The organism is Holdemania sp. Marseille-P2844, assembly GCF_900120005.1.
Taxonomy (GTDB): domain Bacteria; phylum Bacillota_I; class Bacilli_A; order Erysipelotrichales; family Erysipelotrichaceae; genus Holdemania.
The window spans coordinates 284594-304560 of the sequence record NZ_LT635452.1; the positions used below are offsets into that span (position 1 = coordinate 284594).

Here is a 19967-nt window from a genome sequence, read left to right on the forward strand (position 1 = left end):
GGGGAAAAATTATGTTTTTAATCCAGTGTATCCTGGTATCCATGGTGCATGTCCTGAGTATTCTCGACGGCCGGATTCTGGGTCAGAATTTATTGAACACACCGATCGTGGAAGCCACGTTAGTCGGTCTGATCTGCGGCGACGTCCAGACGGGTTTAGTCATGGGCGCGACCTTACAGCTGATCTTCATGGGGTTTGTCGGCATCGGCGTCACCTCGCTGCCAAACTCCTCCGCCGGCACGATTCTGGCGGTGGCCTTCGCGATCATGTCGCATCTTTCGGCGGATTCCGCGATTGCGCTGTCCATGCCGATCGCACTGTTATTCCAGCCCTGCGGCATCATCCCGCGGATCATCAACAACATCTGGAATCCAAAGTGCGACGCGGCGGCGGAGCGCGGCGACTTCAAGGCGATTGAACGGTATTACTGGCTGGGCGTTGTCGTCTTTGCCATCATCTATTTTGTTCCGATGTTCTTAGCGCTGTACTTCGGCTCCGGCGCGGTGGAAACGATTATCAACTTCATTCCGGAAGTTGTGATGAACGGACTGACCAAGGCTTCCAGCGTGCTGCCGGCCTTAGGTATCGCTTTATTGATGAATTACATCATGGATAAGGACGCGACGCCGTTTATCTTCCTGGGCTTCATCTTAGCCGCGTTTTTGGGCGTCAGTTCCCTGGGCGTCGCGGGCTTGGGCGCTGTGATCGCTGTGGTTTATTATAATATGGTTCAGAGAAAGGCTAACGAGTAAAGGGGGAAGCCACGATGACAACTGGAAAAATGGAAAAGAAAGAATTCATGAGCGGTTTCTGGCGTTCCTGCTGCCTGCAGGGCTGCTTCAATTATGAACGTCAGCAGGGTTTGGGCTTCGGCTACGCGATGATTCCGCATCTGCGCCGGATTTACAAGGATGATCCGGAAGGCTTTAAGGAAGCGATGAAACGGCACTTAGTTTTCTACAACATCACGCCGCAGTGCACGACGTTCGTTCAGGGCATCGCCGTCGCGATGGAAGAAGAGGCGGCCTCCAATCCGGACTTCGACGCCTCTTCGATCAACGCCATCAAGACCGCGCTGATGGGACCGCTCTCCGGCATCGGCGATTCGATTTTCTGGGGTACGCTCAGAACGATCGGCCTGGGCGTCGGGATTTCCTTCTGCATGCAGGGCAACATCCTCGGTCCGATTTTGTTCCTTCTGATTCACAACATTCCGCATTGGTTTGTACGGTATAAAGGTCTGCAGGTCGGCTATGAGCAGGGCTTGTCGTTTATGGAAAATGCAACGGAAGGCGGCATGCTGGAAACCTTCTCGATGGCGGCGAAAATGCTAGGCGCTACGGTTGTCGGCTGCATGATCGCGACGATGATCAACTTTACCACGACGATCACGTTGAACATGGGCAACCATCAGACCTTGGCGATCCAGTCGATCTTTGATGAAATCGCCCCGAAGCTGCTGCCGTTATTGCTGGCCTTCGGCTGCTTCGCACTGATCCGCAAGGGTAAGAAGACCACGACCGTCATGCTGCTGTTGTTCTTGCTGGGCTTCGTGCTGGCCTTTCTGGAAGGGTTGCCGATGTTCGCACCGATGGTTTAAGAAAGAAGCTTGACGCAAAGTCCGCGGGTAGAACACTGCGGGGTAAAAATAAAGGAAAAGGCTCCTTGTCGGACTTGCCGCGGGAGCCTTTCGCTTAGAAAAGAGGGAAAGTCATGATTGATTTACGCAGCGATACCGTCACGCAGCCTTCGCCGGCGATGCGCCGGGCAATGGCGGAAGCGGTCGTCGGGGATGATGTGTACAGGGATGACCCGACGGTCCAAAAGCTGGAACAGCGGGCTGCCGCGCTTATGGGAAAGGAAGCCGGTCTGTTTGTCAGCAGCGGCACTTTGGGCAACCTGCTGGCCCTCATGAGCCAGACAGAACGAGGCGATGAAATCATTGCCGGCCGGCACAGCCACATCGTTACGCATGAAGTCGGCGGAGCGGCGCAGATCGCTCAGGTGATGGTGCATCCGCTCGATCATCCGCAGGATTGGATTGAAGCGGATGCAATACGCAATGCCGTACACAGCGAAGATATCCATGAGCCGCGAACACGCTTAGTTTGTCTGGAAAACGCGCTGTCAAACGGCGGGGTTGTACCGCTGCCGGTTCTGCGTTCTGCCTATGCCGCCGCCAAAGCGCTGGGACTGCGCGTTCATCTGGACGGTGCGCGGGTCTTAAACGCCGCTTTAGCCAGCGGCTGCTCTGTTCAAAGGATTGCGGACTGCGCGGATACAGTGACATTCTGCCTGTCCAAAGGACTGGCGGCGCCGGTCGGATCGGTTTTAACCGGGGATCAGGCCTTCATTGAAAGAGCGCGGCGCAACCGCAAACTGCTGGGCGGCGGGCTGCGGCAGGCTGGAATTCTGGCTGCGGCCGGACTGGTGGCCCTGGATTCGATGACAGAGCGATTGGCGGAGGATCATGCCCACGCGAAGCTGTTAGGAGAATTATTAGCGGCGATTGATGGAATTTCCGTGAAAACGGAACGGATTCAGGTCAATATGGTGTTCTTTAAAGTCGATCGTGAAAGGCGGACCCCGGAGGATTTTCTGAACAAATTGAAAGAAAAAGGAATTTTAACGAATCCGGACGATCATGGACTGTTCCGCTTTGTCACACATTATGGTATCATGGAAAGCGACGTCCGGGCTGCGGCGCAGGTAGTCCGGGAAATCATGGAGGGATAGAATGACAAAGTTAAAAGCGGTGATGTTTGACATGGATGGGGTTTTGATCGACAGTGAGCGGCTGAGCTTGTCGATGTGGGAAAAGGTGAACGAAGCGCGGGGGCACGTCTTCGACGTTTCCGTCATGACAAACATGATGGGCGGTTCGCAGCAGGAGAACTTTGAACGATTCGGGCATCTGCTTCCGCCGATGGAAGTGTACGAAGCGATGTGGCAGGAGAAGAAACAGATGACGGACGCCTGGATTGAGGCTAACGGCATGCCGCTGCGGCCGGGAGTGAAGGAAATTCTGGCGGCATTAAAAGAAAACGGCATCCGGCGCCTGATCGTTTCCTCGACACCGCGCGAATATGCGTTGTATCTGTTGGAAAAAGCAGGATTAACCGGCTGTTATGACAACGGGATTTTCGGCGATGAAGCCGGCCGGCGCAAGCCGCATCCGGATCTGTATAACAAGATGATGGAGATGGAGGGGCTGCGGCCAGAGGAATGCATTATCGTGGAAGACTCCGCCAACGGCGTCAAGGCGGGCTATGCCGCGGGCGTGCGGGTGTTCGCGGTTCCCGATACCGCTTGTCTGGAACAATTCCGCGGCCGGGAAGCCTACGCAATCGTTGATTCCATGGACGATGTGCGGCGCTGGGCGCTGGAACAGACAGCCGCATAATCGCGGAGAATTCCAGCTAGAACAGACAATCTGATCTGTTGAAATCAAGCAAAAAGAAAAAGACGGCGATTAAAATGAACGCTTCTTCTCCGGATCTTTTATTCGGAGCGGTTCACTTTCGTTTCCGTCTTTTTTTCTGTTTCTGCCTTTCTGCTCTTTCCGCTGCGACCAGTTTCCTCGCAATTTTATGCGCGGGAGCTTACGGTGTGGGATCTTTTCAAGCTTAACGGATCTGGATCAGTCTTGCCTCATAAGGCCGCAATAGCCGTGGCTGAGGATCGGCGTAGGAATCCATCAGAACCCGGCCTTCCGTCTTGAGGTCAAAGCGGGCTGGGGAGCCGCTGAGGTTGATCAGAATCAAAAATTCTGCCTGTTCGTCAGAACGTTGATAAGCGAGAATTTGTTTGTGATGAACCAAAACCGGTTTCATCGCTCCGGTGTTGAAGGCTGAATACGCTTTGCGCAGAGCGATAACCTGTTTATACCAGCGATTGATGCTCGTCTCTGAAACCAGATCAGATTTCAGGTTGATCTGCTTATAATTGGGATTCACCTTGATCCAGGGCTGATGATCGCTGAAGCCGGCATATTCACTGTCATCCCACTGCACCGGCGTGCGGGCGTGATCGCGGGTCATGCGCTGCACGATCTTTCTGGCGATGACCTTGGGCAGATGCATCATCGTCTGCAAGGTGTCGTAAATATTGATCGCTTCATAATCCCGCCATTCATCCTGTTCCAGATGACAGTTGGTCATGCCGATCTCCTCGCCCTGATACACCAGCGGCGTTCCTCTTAACGTCAGGTTCATCAAAGCGAATGCCTTCGCGCTTTCAACGCGGTATTGCCTGTCGTTGCCGAAACGGGAGATCGAGCGGGGCTGGTCATGATTGTTCATGTAGTTGGCAACCCAGTAATTTCGTTTCTGGCTGTCGGTCTGCCATCGGAAAATAATCGACTTGAAGCCGGGAATCGTCCAGTGATACAGCTTGCGGAAATCATATTTGCCTAACGGTCCGCAGTCCTGCAGATGCAGATCAAACACGATCATCATGTTCAACTCGCCGCGTTGTTCACCGGCATACAGCGCGCACGCGTCGTTGTCCGCCATCATGCCTTCGCCGATCGTGATGAAATCATAATCGTCCGCCAGCTTCCCGATCAGTTCCTGAATGTAAGCGTGGGATTGCGGCAGATTGGTCATGAACTCTTTGGCAAACTGATAACCCTTCTTTTCCGGATGCCAGCTCGGCAATCCCGGCTGCTTGGCGATCGTGTTGATGACGTCCATGCGGAAGCCGCTGACGCCTTTGTCCAGCCAGAACCGCATGACGTTGGCAATTTCTTCGCGGACCCGCGGATTTTCCCAGTTGAGATCACACTGATGCGGCGTGAAGGTGGTCAGATACCAGCTGTGCGGCTTCAGCGGATCCTTTGTCCATGCGCTGCCGCCGAACATGCTGATCCAGTTGTTTGGTTCCTTGTCGTTGACGCCTTCGCGGAAGTAGTAACAATCCCGGTATGGACTGTTCGGATCGTTTAAGCAGGCCTGAAACCAGGGATGCTGATCGCTGGTGTGATTTGCGACTAGATCCATCACGATCCCCATGCCCCGTTTCTTGCATTCTGCCAACAGTGCGTCAAAATCTGCCATCGTTCCAAAATCGGGATGGATATTGTAATAATCGCTGATGTCATAGCCAAAGTCGGTGTTGGGGGAACAATACACCGGCGAGAGCCAGATCAGATCCACACCCAGATCCTGCAGATGATCCAGCCGGCGCAGGATGCCCTTGAGATCCCCGATTCCGTCATGATTGGAATCCTGGAATGAACGCGGCCAGATCTGATAAATAATTTTATTTTTGTAATCCATCATATCACCCCTGTCATTGTATCATAATGTTCGGGTAAAAGCTCTGGATTTCCATAACGAGGGAGGTTCTAAAGATGGTGCAGAACAGCCCTGACGAAGTCTTCGATCTACGTTTGAGGATATCGTTGAAAGTCAGGAAAGTCAAAAGGAATAAGAAGGAATCAAGGCAATAAGAAAAACGGGGGAAGACTGGAAAAAAGAAAGTTGGTTGGGGAAAGCAGGACTTTTTACAGTTGTTGAAGTACGTTTTAAGTTTGAGTACAGGCTGCGGAAACTTCCGTTTTTAAGTTTCGGAAGACAAACTGCGGAATCTTCTGTTCTACAATATTTCGCCGTTGGTTTCAATCACCCGTTTGTAATAGGCGAAGGAGTCCTTTTCATAGCGGTTGAGCGTGCCCTGACCCGCGTCGTCGACATCGACATAGATGAAGCCGTAACGCTTGGAAATCTGGCCGGTGGAACAGCTGATCAGATCAATGCAGCCCCATGGAGTGTAGCCGAAAACCTGAACGCCGTCCAGGACAATCGCATCCTTGATCGCCTGGATGTGCTGGCGCAGATAGTCGATGCGGTAAGGATCATGAACCGTATGATCGGCATTCAGCACGTCCGCCGCACCCAGTCCGTTCTCCGCAATAAACAACGGCTTGTGATAGCGGTCATAAAACAGGTTCAGCGTGTAGCGCAGTCCGATCGGATCGATCTGCCAGCCCCATTCGCTCTTTTTCAAATGCGGGTTGAAGATAAAGCTGCCCATGTTGCCGGCAGTGCGCTGCATCGCTTCATCCTGAGCAGCCGCGACGCTGGTCTGGTAATAGCTGAAGGCCATGAAGTCGCAGCAGCCTCCGCTTAAAATTTCCGCGTCACCCGGCTGGATCGGCAGGTGGATGCCTTCCTGCTGCAGCTGGATGAGCTTGTATTCCGGCAGGAAGCCGCGCATCTGGACGTCTGGATAGTAAGTATCGCGCTGCTGGTTTTGTTTCAGTGCAGCCAGGTTGTCCTCCGGCTTGCAGGAATAAGGATAGGCCGGAGACACGCCGATCATGCAGCCCATCTGAAACTGCGGATAGTGGTCGTGTGCGAAACGGACAACCTGCGCGCTGGCCAGCAGCTGGTGATAGCTGGCCGCTTCGATGAGACGGCGGTCCTTTGAGAAGACGCCGGCATTGATAAAACTGCTGTGAACGACAGAATTCAGCTCGTTGAACGTCAGCCAGTATTTGACTTTATGCTGGTATCGCTCAAACACGGTTTTCACGTAACGGATGTAACAGTCGATCACCCGCCGATCGGCGAAGCCATTGTATTTTAATGTCAGCGCCAGCGGCATTTCATAATGCGAAAGCGTGACGATCGGTTCGATGCCGTACTTCAGACACTCGTCGAAGACGTTGTCATAAAACCGCAGGCCGGCCTCGTTGGGTTCGGTCTCCTCGCCCTGGGGATAAATCCGCGTCCACGCGATCGACATCCGGTAACATTTGAAGCCCATTTTGGCAAACAGCGCCAGATCTTCTTTGTAACGATGATAATGGTCAATCGCCTGATGATTCGGATAGTATTCCTCTTCAAGCAATGCCGGGATTCCTTCCTCGGGATAAGTATTCATTTTAAACGCTATCGCCGCGCCTTCCTGATCGCCGCTGCGGTAGGTCACGCCGCGCATCTTCGCGATGTGTTTTTTCATTTCTTCCGGCACATCGGGCAGCGCCGCCGTGTGTTTAGCCAGTCCGCCGCAGGTCAGAACATCGGCGATGCTGATGCCCTTGCCATCCTCGTTCCACGCGCCCTCGCATTGGTTCGCCGCCGTCGCGCCGCCCCATAAGAAATCTTCGGGAAATCCAGTCATATTCTTTACCTTCCTTTTCTTTTTAAAAAGGATGCGTCGCCACATCCTTGGTTTGTCAGCTATTTGGAAACGGTGATAGCTTCGGCGTCACTTTCCCCCTGTTCTTCCTTCATCGCCGCCTTTTCCGCGATTTTGAAGAACGGAAAGAAGATTGCGACGGAAACCGCCACCAGAATCAATCCCCAGATCAACCCGGAAATCGAATTGGTCGCCATCCAGAAATAGATCGGGGTCGGGATGACGTTGGACAGCGCGACGCCGGTCATCGGTGCGACCAGGCCCATCCGCATGACCATTGACGTCAACATGACGCAGATTCCCGGGCACAGGACGCAGGGCAATGCCATGATCGGATTCAGGATGATCGGGAACCCGAACATTACCGGTTCGGTAATGTTGAAGATCGAAGTTGCGATGGACAGCTGGCCCAGACTCTTGTATTGCTTCGCTTTCGAGAACAGCAGCAGGATCGTCAGACCGAGAATCCCGACGTTGGTGATCGGCGTCAGCATTGCCCATTCCAGATATGGAGCCGCTTCCCCGGCCGCAAAGGCCGCCATGTTCGCCTGCGTTGCCGCGGAACGAATCGAGCCCAGCGTCGCGTAGGTCAGCATATCGCCATGGATGCCGAACATCCACAACAGCTTGCCGGACATCAGATACAAGGCCGCGCCGATCGGATTGGCGCCGATCCCCATCAGCGGTTTCTGCAGCATCGTGTAGATAAAGCTCTGCATCGTGCCGTAAGCCGTCTGCGCAAAGCCCATGCGGACCGCCATAAACAGAATGAAGACTAGTCCGGCCGGAATCATCGTTTCAAACATGCCGGCGACGGAAGGCGGGATGGAATCCGGCATTTTGATCTTGATGTTTTTCTCTAACAGGAAGACGTAAAGCCGCGCGCCGATCAGGCCGCAGATCATCGCGACGAAGATTCCCTGCGAACCCAGGACGCTTAAAGAAAGAACGTTGCTGGCAAGACCGGTGATTGTTTCTCCGGCTTCGTTGACCAGGCTGACCGCCGCTTCAAACGGCGTGACGATCATGAACGAGCCGAATGCGACCATCGCTGCCGGCAGCGGCCGCTGACCGAATGATTTCGCCGTTTCGTAGCCGACGCACAGGACGACCATGATGGCGTAGAGATTGGAGACCATGTTGATCGGAATCGAAAGGATGTTGCCGAACCCGCTGGTTGTCAGAAAGGTCTGCCAGGGGCCGATCGGAATCGATTTGACCAGGGAAAAGAGCGACGCGCCGATGGAGAAGGCGGCGATGCCCATGAAGGCGTTCATGATGATTTTCACATAGCGCAGCTGTGCAAATTTCATAGCTTTCTCAGTGATTTTATCCAGTTTACTCATTGTTTTCTCCTCTATTGATTCAGAAGGGCTTACTCCCCCATCAGCTTTTGCGCGGCGGCTAAGACCTTGGCGCCGTCCAGCCTCCCGTAGGCAACCATGTCGATGACGTCGACCGGCAGATCCGGGCATTGTTTCCGAACGTTGTCCAGCTCATAGCGGACCTGCGGTCCGATCAGGATGCAGTCGGCGGTTTCCGCGGCGGTTTTCGCCTGGCTGACCGACGAAGCGCTGATCGTGCATTCGTAGCCGGACGCTTTCGCGGCGGCGCGCATTTTGTTCATCAGCATGCCGGTTGACATGCCCTGGGCGCAAAGCAGAACGATATTTTTCATAGTTTACTCCTCTTACAGTATTCTTTGTGGTTTAAGCGGCGGTGCGGATCATTTCGATCATCTCCGCGGCCAGATCTTTTACGGTCATGGCATTCATCACGTGATCCTGCGCGTGGATCATCAGTAAGGAAAGCGGGACCGGGCTGCCGTTGGTTTCCGCAAAGATCAGACCGGTTTGACATTGGTGCGCATCCACCATTTTTTTATCGCATTCGATCATCAGCGCGTCCGCTTCGTCAAAGTGTCCGGCACGAGCGGCGCGGATCGCCTGAATCGCCAGGCTGCGGGCGTCGCCGGCCGCGGTAATCAGCCGCATGATCGTCAGTTCCATTTCATTTTCCATTTCCTAAGCTCCTTTCCGTGTTGGGATCAAATCCGTCCGTTCCTTCTCTGCAGCGAAGGCCGGACCGGACTTCCGGTTGACAAATTCAGTCTAGCATGACTTTTTCAGCAACTCCAACCGGAATGTTGCCGGGAAAGCTGCGGTATTTTTTGAAAGATCATCGCCGCCACGCTTCCTTCAGACAGTCCATCAGACAACTGAAGGTGCGGTGCGCAACCGTTTTTTCGACCAGCTCGATTTCGGAAAGATAATTGGTAATCGTGCGGTAAAATGCTTCCGCATCAGGATCCTGTTCAGCCAGCGAGATCAGAAAGACAACCTGAACGTCGTGATGTCCCCAGAAGACAGGCTGTTCCAGGATTGCCGCCATCACAAACTTGCCGTTGCCCAGAATCTGACTGGGATGCGGAATCGCCACGCGATTGCCAAAGTCGGTTTGTCCCATTTCTTCCCGCTGCATGACCAGTTCGAAAAAATTATCTGGTACGGACCGATAACGATTGACCGCCTGACAGATCGCCGTCAGCGCCTGTTCTTTGGTCTGCGCTTTCACGCAGGGCAGAAACAGCCGGCTGTCAAAATAACGATAGAGGAAACGATCGTCGCTCTTTTCAAAGATTTTCTGGCAGCTGTTGATTTCCTTATCGCTTAACAGCAGAGAAACTTCGTAGACCGGTACCGGCAGGGAAATATTGAGCGGCACAGTCGTGAAAACAAAGTCGATCTGCAAGCCTTTGAAATCCAGCTCTTCCAGATCGAAGACCGTGGCTTCGACGATCCGGTTGATGTACTTGCCGAAGGCTCGTTTATAATTGTAAAGAAACAGCTGCGAGGTCCCCCGCCCGGACACGCACACAACCACGATGTTATAGCGGCGTGAGGGCCGGTCGCGCTGTTCCATCGCCAAAGCGAACAGCACGGCCAGATAGGCGATTTCATCCTCCGGCATCGCTTTGCCATAATGGCTCGACAGCACAGAGCAGGCGCAGACCGCAACGGTATAGGCGAACGCGTATTGCCGCTGGATTTGAGCGAGGATCGGATTTTTCAGCGGGATGTTGTAGCGCATGCGGATATCCAGCGGCACCATGTGCTGGTTGAGGGAAACGCGCAGTTCCAGATTATCGCGGAAATCAAGAAGCATGCCTTCGTAAACGGCGTTGAGCATCTTTAAGACAAGTTCGTCGATCTGTGCGCTGATGACGAGATTGCTTCCGTATTTCCCCTGTGAATCCGAGCTGGCTTTGCCGCTGATATGCAGCGCGATATACAGCTGTTCGTCTTCCGAATACGTCACGCCCAGCTGCTTTCGGATCGCCTCGCACACCGCTTTCGCCGTCTGCAGAATTTGTTCGCCGACTAACTGACGCATTTCTGAGCGCGCGCTGTTGGAGTAGATCATTGGCTGATGACTGCGGATCCGTTGATTGGCAATGACCAGGTGGACGATCAAATTCTCAAAGGAAGTTTCCGAGATTCGGATGTGATGGACGCGGAAGACTGCGCTGAGAATTTCAAAGAGGATCTGGCCGTCTGCTTTCTGGGGCGGGCTTGTGAAGCTCATGTTGTTTTTATACAGGCAGTTGGCGATGCACAGCCGGCGGTTGAACTCGCTGCCTTCAACACGGATTCCATAATTCGGACGGCGGCTGATCGTCAGATGATACAGATTCAGAATTGCTTCCACCTGTTTCAGATCGGCGGTGACCGTATTGCGCGAAACGTAGATCATCTGGCTCAGTTCCTCCAACTTGACATAGTCCGGATGATATAACAGATACCCTAATAGAAAATCTACCCGTTGGGCGAAGGTGGAAGGAATGTGCGTTTGCGGCGTTTCCTTCAGCCAGCGATGCAAAGCGTCGTCATTTGTAATCCTGAGCTGATATCCGATGCCGGGTTTGGCGATCAGCTGCGCGCCGTGTTCATCCAGGACTTCCGCCAGAAGCTTTAACCGCGAGCGCACGGTTTTTTCACTGAGATGCATTGCGGCGGCAAGCTGAGCGGAAGTGATCGGCTGGTCGGTTTTTAACAACGCGAATAATCGTTTCATTTCCGGTTCCATGGAACTGTCCCCCTTTTCGTGATGCTGAACTTTCAATTTTAAAATAACATTTTTTTAAAGAAAACTCCAACCAAGATAAACGGAAAACAGCTCCGGTAAAAACTGTGCGGCGCTTAAGAAAGATGATTGGAAAATCGGGTGAATTCACTTCAATTCAGAGAATGTAACCGGGTGACCGGTGTATAAATTGAACAGGATCATTGATCCGAGAATCAAAAAAGCAATGCCCATTCACGCTTGCAAAAAAAAACGGCATAAAGAAAAACAGCCGGATCGGCAGGCTGTTTCTTTGCGCATTGATTATTTTTTATGCTGTGGCTTGCCAGGTATGAAAAAGAGAGCAGCGAATAAATACTGAATTGAGCTTAATGGAAAAACTGGTAAGCGATCACCAGATTGATTGCCAGCGGCAACGCTGCGAAAAGGTATGGAAGGAAAGGAACGGAGACAAAATCATTCTGTTGCATTCTTTCATGAGACCGCCGCGTAAGCTGATAGGCAGAGCCTTGAAGAAAATCCATCGAAATGTGGCTTGCCCCGGCATAGGCAAAAACGATCAATGCCAATCCGATCAGCCAGAGCATGTCCCACCGTTTATGAAATCCCCATAATAAGACAATCTGGACAAGCAGGCAAAGGATGAAATAAAGTCCGCCGAGCAGCAGGATTTGTTTTCGTTTCATGATAACCCCTCTTTTCTGAATGTGCTCTTAATTTTCTTCTTTTCCATAGTAATGAAACTTTTGACAGACACTTCTTCTTAATCTTATTATAACGTCATTACCGGTTTTAAGCTAACTTTTCTTTTCTGTTTTCCAATTCGTTTTTCTCTGTCCGGCATGTCGGATGAAGTTGATAAAGAACAAGATCCAAGCTAAAATAAAGAAGGATATAATGGAAACAAGTCCGAATTGAAATGTTAGGCAGAATTAAAATAAAATCGGGGAAATCATCAGAAATGATCGAAGAGCCTGTTCAAAAACAGATTGGCAGGGGAGAAATGGCGGCAGAACTGCTTGCGTCGCAGAGAATAAAACAGGGGGAAAGGCTGCCCAATCCGATCTGATCCGCCGCGGATATCGAGTCCTTGCAGCCAAAGCAGTGAATCGAAACGGCGCAGATAGGAGAATTATGGAATTCCAGACTATAACGGGAAGCTAAAGGCTTTCTGGAGATTAATGAGACAGCGGTTGAAATTCAAACAGAGAAAACGCTCGCAGAAGATGAAGATGACAGGGGAGAAGTTCCTGATTTTGGAGTATAATCCCCTTCTTTGTCTAAGCGGTCTCCATTTGATTCAGGCGAACGCCGATTTAAAACACTGGATGTCTGAACAGGACGTGTACAATTTTCGGGGCGGTTTTCGGATAGGCGACGACCGTTACTTATAAATGGGAGTACATGGGGAAAAAGGATACGAAGAAAGAGGGGCTTAAGATTATGAATTCTGCTCGAAAAAGAATCGCATGGCTGACCACCGGCGGTACGATTGCCTGCGCCCAACAGGAGGAAGGGCTGACGCCGCAGCTGGACGCCGGGGGATTACGCCGGTTATTAGGCACATTGATCGATCAATATGAAATCAGAACGTGGGATTTATTCACGCTGGACAGCTCCAATATTCAGCCGGAAGAATGGCAGCGGATTGCGGAAAAAGTGGCTGAGCTGATTGAAGAGGGCTGGGCCGAGGGCGTGATTTTGACCCATGGCACCGATACGATGGCCTATACCGCTTCCGCCTTGAGCTTCATGTTGGAAAATGTTACGCTGCCGGTTGTGCTGACGGGTTCTCAGCTGCCTCTGGCAGACCCCTTAAGCGATGGTCTGGAGAATATCCGGACGGCGCTGGCGATGGCGGCGAGCGGTCATGCCGGAGTTTTCGTGGCGTTTAACCGGCAGATTTTATTAGGGACCCGCGCGGTGAAAGTCCGTACGACCAATTTCCAGGCGTTTGAAAGTGTCAACGTCAAACCGGTCGGCTGGATTGACAGCCGGGGATTGAATATCCGGGCCGGGTTGCTTCCGCATATCGACGGTCCGTTTCAGCTGCGCAGCCAGCTGTGCAAGGAAGTCGTGCTGATCAAGCTGATCCCGGGCATGAATCCGAAGCTGTTCGACGCGTTGATCCAGATGGCCTGCCGCGGCGTGGTGATCGAAGCCTTCGGCATCGGCGGGCTGTCGTTTATCCGGCGGGATCTGACGGCGAAGCTGCAGGAGATGACCCAGGCCGGCATCACGGTCGTTGTGTGCAGCCAGTGTCTGTATGAACAAAGTGATTTCAGCGTCTATGAGGTCGGGCAGAAGGCGCTGCGCTACGGCGTGCTGGAAGGCAAGGATATGACCAGCGAGGCGGCGGTCACCAAGCTGATGTGGGTGTTGGGACAAAGCGAGGATCCGCAGATGATCCGGCGTTTGTTTGAAACCAACCGGATTCATGAACGCAACGAGAGTTTCGATTGACAAAGCCGGTTAAACGGCGTAACCTTAATTTCAATAAAAGCAGGTTTATCCTGTTCAGGCAGAAGCCATCCGCTTTAAGGATGAATGCGGCATCGGGATAAACAGAGGTAAACAAACAATAAAGAGAAACAGAATGGGGGTTTTACCATGGAATATTCATTCCCGAAGATTGATTTACACGTCCATTTAGACGGCTCGCTGCCGTTAAAGCTGGCCTATGCCTTAGCTCAGGACCGCCAGCTGATCACCCCGGACTGCACGCTGGAACAATTCCGTGAGCGGATTGTCGTCGGCCGCGACAACGGCAGTCTGAACGAGTTTCTGGCACGCTTTGAGCTGCCGATCGCGATTCTGCAGGATGAAGAAGCGTTGGTGCTCTGTACCCGTGAGCTGATCAAGACGCTGGCTCTGCAGGGGTTGGCATATGTGGAATTGCGATTTGCACCGCAGTTTCATACGCAGAAGGGATTGACGCAGCATCAGGCGGTCAAAGCAGTGATCAAGGGCATGCGGATCGCAATGTGCGAGCATCCGCAGATCAAGGCCGGTTTGATTTTGTGCATGATGACGCTGGGCGAACCATCGCTCAATCATGAAGCCAATCTGGAAACGATCCGGACGGCTCGGGACTTTAAGGGTAAGGGCGTCGTCGCGGTGGATCTGGCTGGTGCGGAAGGCATCACGCCGATGGAAGGCTACCGCGATTGTTTTGAACTGGCGAAGGAATATGGCATTCCGTTTACGATCCATGCCGGAGAAAGCGGTCCGGCCGCTTCAGTCAAGGCGGCGCTGGACCTGGGGGCCAGTCGGATCGGGCATGGCGGTCATTGTCTGGAGGACAGCGCAGTAATGCAGGAAGTGATCGACAAGAAAATTCCGCTGGAAATGTGCCTGACGAGCAACGTGCAGTGCCGCAATCAGCTTTCCTACAGCGATCATGCGCTGAAGCCGTTGATGGAACACGGCGCGGTTGTGACGCTGAACACCGATAACATGACGATCAGCGATACGACGCTGGATCAGGAATATGATAAAGCGGTGCGGTATCTGGGGCTGACCCGGGAGGATCTGATTCATCTGAATCTCAACAGCGTGCGCGCGGCGTTTGCGGATAAAGAGCTGAAGCAGCAGCTGACGCGCCAGCTGATGGAATGTCTGTAAGCGGAGAACAAATATAAATAAGAAACCAGGAAACAGCCGTCGGGGTTTGGGATATCAAGCGGTGTTCCTGGTTTTTCTTCGGTTTGTTATCTGACGTTGGCTGTGATTGTGGACTTTGGAACATCTTTCAGACTCTTAAAATGGGATGATTTGACAGACTTCGCGGATCGTTCTATAATTAGGAAGCTAACTATTAGGTGCCTAATGAAAGGGGTTGGACTTATGAATAAACCTTTTTGTATTTTATTTTCCCGGGCTTACCGCGCGCAGACGGCGCAGATTCGCCCGCGCATGGCCGACCAGGGCATATCAATGGGACAACCGAAAATCCTGCATCTGTTAACGCGCGGCTCGCAAACGCAGGTGGAACTGGCGCGGGCCTGCGATATCGAACCGGCGACAGTGTCTAAAATTCTGGATTTGATGGAACAGGCCGGGATGATCGAAAGGGTGCGCAGCGACAAGGACCGCCGCAGCATTCAGGTGCAGATCACGCAGTTCGGCGCACAGCAGCATGCCAGAATGAGCGAAATTCACGCGGAAGTCGAAGCGCTGGCCCTGAAAGGTTTCAGCGTGGAGGAACGCGAGCAGTTTATCGGCTACATCCAGCGGATGACGGATAATCTGCGCGGTGAGAAAACGACGCCGGAAGGGGAAAATCGGGCATGAGCGGTCAGGCGACGTTGAGTCAGGTCGAGAAAATGACAACACAGCCGATCCCGAAGCTGATTACAACGTTGGCGGTGCCGACGATTATCAGTATGTTGATCACCTCGATTTACAACATGGCGGATACGTTTTTCGTCTCCCGGCTGGGTACCAGCGCGACCGGTGCAGTGGGGATCGTCTTTTCCCTGATGGCGATCATTCAGGCAGTCGGCTTCACGCTGGGCATCGGCTCAGGCAGTCTGATCTCCCGTTTATTGGGAGCACGGGAACATGAGGAAGCGGAGAAGATTGCGAGCACCGGTTTTTTTGCGGCGATCGCATTCGGACTGGCACTGACGGTGTTTGGTCTGATTTTCATCGATCCGCTCATGGCGTCGTTGGGTGCGACGAAGACGATCCTGCCGTATGCCCGCGATTATGCCAAATACATCCTGCTGGGTGCAGCGATCATGTCGTCCTCTTTTGTGCTGAACAATGTGCTGCGTTCAGAAGGTAAAGCGACACTGGCGATGGTCGGCATTACGGCTGGCGGTTTGTTGAATATTGTGCTGGATCCGATTTTTATCTTTACCTTCCATTTGGGGATTGCCGGGGCGGCGATCGCGACGATTCTCAGTCAGATCATCAGTTTTCTGATTCTGCTGGGTTGTTTTCTGACGCATAAGAGTCTGCTTCATCTCAGCTTTCGAAATATCTCATGGAAGTGGAAAGACCTGTCGGCGATCATCAAAACGGGTCTTCCGTCTTTTTTCCGGCAGGGCTTGGCGAGCATTGCGACGGTGATGCTGAACGTCAACGCGGCGGTTTATGGGGACGCGGCCGTGGCGGCGATGTCGGTTGTCGGTAAGGTGTTCATGTTAATCCTGTCCGTTTTGATCGGCTTTGGTCAGGGCTATCAGCCGGTTGTCGGTTTCAATTACGGCGCGGGCTGCTACAAGCGGGTGAAGCAGTCGTTTACGTTTACCACGATCGTCAGCTTTGTGATGATGGGCATTCTGGCGGTTGCCGGCTTCATATTTGCGCCGCAGGTGATCCAGCTGTTTACCAAGGCTGACGCTCAGGTGCTGGAAATCGGGACGTATGCAATGCGGGCGCAGTGTCTGGCGTTGTTTATCCAGCCGCTGGGCGTCATTGCCAACATGACGTTCCAGTCGATCGGCAAGCCGGCGGAGGCGACGTTTTTGTCCGCCTGCCGTCAGGGTGTATTCTTTCTGCCGCTGATCCTCATTTTGCCTCAGCTGTGGCAGCTGCGCGGCGTTGAATTGACGCAGCCGTTGGCCGACGTGCTGACGTTTGTCGTCTGTTTTCCGTTTTTGTTCAAATTTTTTAACGATCTGAACCAGAAGATCGTAAAGCAGGAAGGCGAATAATTCGCACTCTGGATAGAATATTGAATAAAAAATTGACACTGGTTAAATTGTAAAAGATCAAAGCCTGAAAAGGATACGCAGTGAGATCAAAGCCGGACCATGACTGAAAACTTCGCAACGAACAGTATTGGTATAACATCAGCCGCTGTTCGTTGCTTGTTTTTGTGATGAATGACCGCTTATAAAAAAGTCAGTTCGCGATCAGAGCTGGGCGTCGTTATACTATTCATTCTAAAATGTGTTTGTTTCTGCCGGGGACGTCAATCTTGTCCTATTGTCTGCCATTGATGATTTGTTTTTTAAGAGAATGCCGGCTGGCTGGATTTCAATTACGGAGTATAATAGAAGTAAAGGAAAGACTTGTCAGCTTCTTGATTAAAATAAGATCGGAGTATATCTTTATCGGGGTGTTCTTGTTTCTCGCTTTGATTCTTTCAGCTTAAGCAAAATATTACGGGCCTGTAAAAGGAATCGTTGGATCGTTATCTCGCCGGCGTTATTGCCGTGATGATAGAAGCGAATACTGGAAAAGGAGGAGTTCGAGGATGACAAACAACAGAATTGTAACAATCAGCCGTCAATTCGGCAGCGGAGGACGGACCGTGGGAAAACAGCTGGCAGCCCGGCTGGGGATTCCGTGCTATGATCAGGAACTGATTGAAAAACTGGCGCAGGCCAGTGGTTTTACGCCGGAGATGGTGGCGAAGCAGCAGGAGGCGTCGCCTTACAGCAGTCACTGGGCATTCGCGTTATCGGAGGGGCAGTTCATGGGGGCTTCAATCCAGGATCAGCTGTGGCAGCTGCAGCGAAAGATTATCCTGGAATTGGCAGAAAAGGAATCCTGCGTGATCGTCGGCCGATGTGCGGATGTGATTCTTAAGGATCATGCGGATTGTCTGACAGCGTTTATCCACGCAAAAAAAGAAAAACGGGCGAAACGGATTGTCGAGGTGTATGGCGAAACGAATGTCGAAATTGAAAAGCGGATTCGGGATAAGGATAAGCGTCGTGCAGTTTATTATGAGTTTTACACAGGCCAGACCTGGGGACTGGCTGAGAATTTCCATGTTGCGCTGGACAGCGGCGAGCTTGGCATCGAGCGGTGTGTCGATATTCTGGCGGATTTATATCAGTGTCGTTAAAAAAGATTCCGGACTTGGAGAATATCCAATACCGGAATCTTTTTTGCTTTGGACAATGCTTAGATCCGAACTTCGAGGTCGCAAAGTATTTTTTTTGTTCATGCAGGGCATTTTACAGAGTACAGATGCCTCGGATATCGACGTGTTATAGGATTTCCTATCCAGGAGAATCAGTTTTTCTTCGTACTGGATTGTTAAGTTTGTTTTTTTGATGATTTCTTCCTTCACCTATAAAGGAGTGAGGGTAAATTTCTGCTTGTTTTGTTGAAATTCTTATGTAATTTAGAACACTATCAAAGACATCTGTTGCCGGATGAGTTTTGGCAGAAAGTTAGGTTATTCTCCTGCTATCGTGTTATCCGCCGACTGGAATTGTGATTCTGTCATGGCTTGGTTTGGTTTCGAGCGTTCTTCTATTTTTAACTGTTCCAGTTGTTGAAGACTGATCTTGGTGCAAAGCTGGATGAGCTGATCATTACAATGATTTCTTAGCATTTCCCTTGCGGTTTCTAATCGTTGCTTTTCGATGCCTTGTTCAATGCCTTTCTCAATGCCTTCTGCCAAGCCTTCCCGTTTGCCTTCATAGCGCAGCTGCGCCATATCCATCAACCGGCGGTTATGCTCAAACGCCGCATCCCGCATTGCCGGATCACTGCTCATTCGCTTCATTACGCTGTCCGCCTCCTTAAAGATTTCCTGCCCGATCAAGGATTTAGATCATACTACTCATTAAACTTCATTTGGATCAGCTTCCTCTTTTTAGTCGCTTGTCCGATGGGATTTCTCCGAATCGTCCTCGGTTTGATTGAAACCGAAAACGATTTCTTTCTTTAACTGCTCCAGTTGTTGAAGACTGATCTTGGTGCAAAGCTGGATAAGCTGATCATTACAATGATTTCTCAACATTTCCCTTGCGGTTTCTAATCGTTGCTTTTCGATGCCTTGTTCGACACCTTGTTCAATGCCTTGTTTGATGCCTTTCTCAATGCCTTCTGCCAAGCCTTCCCGTTTGCCTTCATAGCGCAGCTGCGCCATGTCCATCATCCGCCGGTTATGCTCAAACGCCGCATCCCGCATTGCCGGATCACTGCTCATTCTCTTCATTACGCTGTCCGCCTCCTTAAAGATTTCATCTTCTTCCACTAACCGGACTGCCACCGAATCACTGTGTTCCTCGTCATACCGTTCGAGAAACCAGCACCACTTTTCCGCCCGGCTCAGCTCTTCATAACTATGATTCATCTGAATTATCTTCTTCATCTCTATGATAACCACCGTGATCAGATTTGTCAAGATGTCATGATCCAGGATCTCCGCTAACTGATAGACATGAATCGCTTTCTCCGGCTGATCTGCTTTCGCCGGAAAGTCGAAGTCCAGCAGAAACAGCTGATCCACCGGCGTCAGCGCAGTATACGCCAGGCCTTTGTTGTCCGGCCGGTTGACAAGCGTCGCGGCGTAATAAGCGCTGCGGTTGGGAATCTCCATCTTGTTGGAGCCGCACTGCATCTCAAAATCGATCAACCGGTCCGGCGTTAAGCGGGCGCAGATATCCAGACGGATATCCTTGGCCTGGAAGCCTTCGGTCAACAGCTCCGTGGAAGTCAAATCGACCTTATCCACGACATAATCCCGGATACTTTCGGTCAGATCCTTCACCAGCCGTTTCCCAATCTTCGGATCATAAGTCATCAGGGATTTGAACACAAAGTCATTCGTACAGCGCAGCTTGTAGTTGGATGGAGCCTGAGGCTTGGAACGTTGCTTTTTCGCTTTTATTAAAGTCATAGGTTTTATCCCTCCCTTATACCTATTGCGCTTTTTTGCGAAAAGCCCCGCTATTTCTTCATTTTTCATCATTCTTTCACAGTATGAAGGTTCTTTTTCACAAGCTGTAAGGTACGGATCCCGGATAGAAATCGAAAGACGAAAT

General features: G+C 51.7%; 18 protein-coding genes. 9 read left to right on the forward strand and 9 right to left on the reverse strand.

Going from position 1 to position 19967, the window contains the following annotated elements; all coding sequences use genetic code 11:
- The first annotated feature begins 11 nt into the window (after positions 1–11).
- The 4 genes from BQ7364_RS11260 to BQ7364_RS11275 all read left to right on the forward strand — a co-directional run bounded on the left by BQ7364_RS11260 (position 12) and on the right by BQ7364_RS11275 (position 3403).
- Positions 12–752 carry a PTS mannose/fructose/sorbose/N-acetylgalactosamine transporter subunit IIC gene (locus BQ7364_RS11260; protein ID WP_072684804.1) on the forward strand — a complete coding sequence of 247 codons (741 nt, stop codon included), beginning with the start codon at positions 12–14 and terminating at the stop codon, positions 750–752.
- Positions 753–766: 14 nt separating this feature from the next.
- Entirely contained in the window at positions 767–1600 is an 834-nt protein-coding gene (locus BQ7364_RS11265; RefSeq protein ID WP_006061325.1) for a PTS system mannose/fructose/sorbose family transporter subunit IID, read from the forward strand.
- A gap of 113 nt (positions 1601–1713) precedes the next feature.
- Positions 1714–2736, forward strand: a complete 1023-nt coding sequence (gene ltaE / locus BQ7364_RS11270; protein ID WP_072684805.1) for a low-specificity L-threonine aldolase — start codon at positions 1714–1716, stop codon at positions 2734–2736.
- A gap of 1 nt (position 2737) precedes the next feature.
- Positions 2738–3403: an HAD family hydrolase gene (locus BQ7364_RS11275; RefSeq protein ID WP_072684806.1), complete on the forward strand. Its 666-nt coding sequence runs from the start codon at positions 2738–2740 to the stop codon at positions 3401–3403.
- A 223-nt stretch (positions 3404–3626) separates the two neighbouring features.
- Here BQ7364_RS11275 and BQ7364_RS11280 read toward each other — a convergent pair whose 3' ends face one another.
- The 7 genes from BQ7364_RS11280 to BQ7364_RS11310 all read right to left on the reverse strand — a co-directional run bounded on the left by BQ7364_RS11280 (position 3627) and on the right by BQ7364_RS11310 (position 11915).
- Complete coding sequence (locus BQ7364_RS11280; protein ID WP_072684807.1) at positions 3627–5279, reverse strand: alpha-glucosidase; 1653 nt, start codon at positions 5277–5279, stop codon at positions 3627–3629.
- A gap of 319 nt (positions 5280–5598) precedes the next feature.
- Positions 5599–7128: a glycoside hydrolase family 1 protein gene (locus tag BQ7364_RS11285; RefSeq protein WP_072684808.1), complete on the reverse strand. Its 1530-nt coding sequence runs from the start codon at positions 7126–7128 to the stop codon at positions 5599–5601.
- A gap of 59 nt (positions 7129–7187) precedes the next feature.
- On the reverse strand, positions 7188–8492 hold the full coding sequence (locus BQ7364_RS11290) for a PTS sugar transporter subunit IIC (RefSeq protein WP_072684809.1): 1305 nt from the start codon (positions 8490–8492) through the stop codon (positions 7188–7190).
- Between the two features lie 29 nt (positions 8493–8521).
- Complete coding sequence (locus BQ7364_RS11295) at positions 8522–8824, reverse strand: PTS sugar transporter subunit IIB (RefSeq protein ID WP_072684810.1); 303 nt, start codon at positions 8822–8824, stop codon at positions 8522–8524.
- A gap of 31 nt (positions 8825–8855) precedes the next feature.
- Positions 8856–9167: a PTS sugar transporter subunit IIA gene (locus BQ7364_RS11300; RefSeq protein WP_072684811.1), complete on the reverse strand. Its 312-nt coding sequence runs from the start codon at positions 9165–9167 to the stop codon at positions 8856–8858.
- Positions 9168–9324: 157 nt separating this feature from the next.
- Positions 9325–11232, reverse strand: coding sequence for a BglG family transcription antiterminator (locus BQ7364_RS11305; protein WP_072684812.1), 1908 nt, complete (start codon positions 11230–11232; stop codon positions 9325–9327).
- A gap of 365 nt (positions 11233–11597) precedes the next feature.
- Positions 11598–11915, reverse strand: coding sequence for a hypothetical protein (locus tag BQ7364_RS11310; protein WP_072684813.1), 318 nt, complete (start codon positions 11913–11915; stop codon positions 11598–11600).
- 757 nt (positions 11916–12672) lie between these two features.
- Here BQ7364_RS11310 and BQ7364_RS11320 point away from each other — a divergent pair.
- The 5 genes from BQ7364_RS11320 (at position 12673) to BQ7364_RS11340 (ending at position 18034) form a co-directional block, all read left to right on the forward strand.
- Entirely contained in the window at positions 12673–13692 is a 1020-nt protein-coding gene (locus BQ7364_RS11320; protein WP_072684815.1) for an asparaginase, read from the forward strand.
- A 147-nt stretch (positions 13693–13839) separates the two neighbouring features.
- Positions 13840–14853, forward strand: coding sequence for an adenosine deaminase (add, locus tag BQ7364_RS11325; RefSeq protein ID WP_072684816.1), 1014 nt, complete (start codon positions 13840–13842; stop codon positions 14851–14853).
- 222 nt (positions 14854–15075) lie between these two features.
- Positions 15076–15522, forward strand: coding sequence for a MarR family winged helix-turn-helix transcriptional regulator (locus tag BQ7364_RS11330; RefSeq protein WP_072684817.1), 447 nt, complete (start codon positions 15076–15078; stop codon positions 15520–15522).
- Positions 15519–16892, forward strand: coding sequence for an MATE family efflux transporter (locus tag BQ7364_RS11335; RefSeq protein WP_072684818.1), 1374 nt, complete (start codon positions 15519–15521; stop codon positions 16890–16892). Before BQ7364_RS11330 ends, BQ7364_RS11335 begins: the two co-directional genes overlap by 4 nt.
- Before the next feature lie 545 nt (positions 16893–17437).
- Positions 17438–18034, forward strand: a complete 597-nt coding sequence (locus BQ7364_RS11340; RefSeq protein WP_072684819.1) for a cytidylate kinase-like family protein — start codon at positions 17438–17440, stop codon at positions 18032–18034.
- Positions 18035–18370: 336 nt separating this feature from the next.
- Here the strand turns inward: BQ7364_RS11340 and BQ7364_RS11345 are convergent, their stop codons facing one another.
- Positions 18371–18703 (reverse strand): hypothetical protein, encoded by a 333-nt coding sequence (locus BQ7364_RS11345; protein WP_072684820.1) that lies wholly within the window; start codon positions 18701–18703, stop codon positions 18371–18373.
- Between the two features lie 90 nt (positions 18704–18793).
- Positions 18794–19822 carry an Rpn family recombination-promoting nuclease/putative transposase gene (locus BQ7364_RS11350; RefSeq protein ID WP_072684821.1) on the reverse strand — a complete coding sequence of 343 codons (1029 nt, stop codon included), beginning with the start codon at positions 19820–19822 and terminating at the stop codon, positions 18794–18796.
- Positions 19823–19967 lie beyond the last annotated feature (145 nt).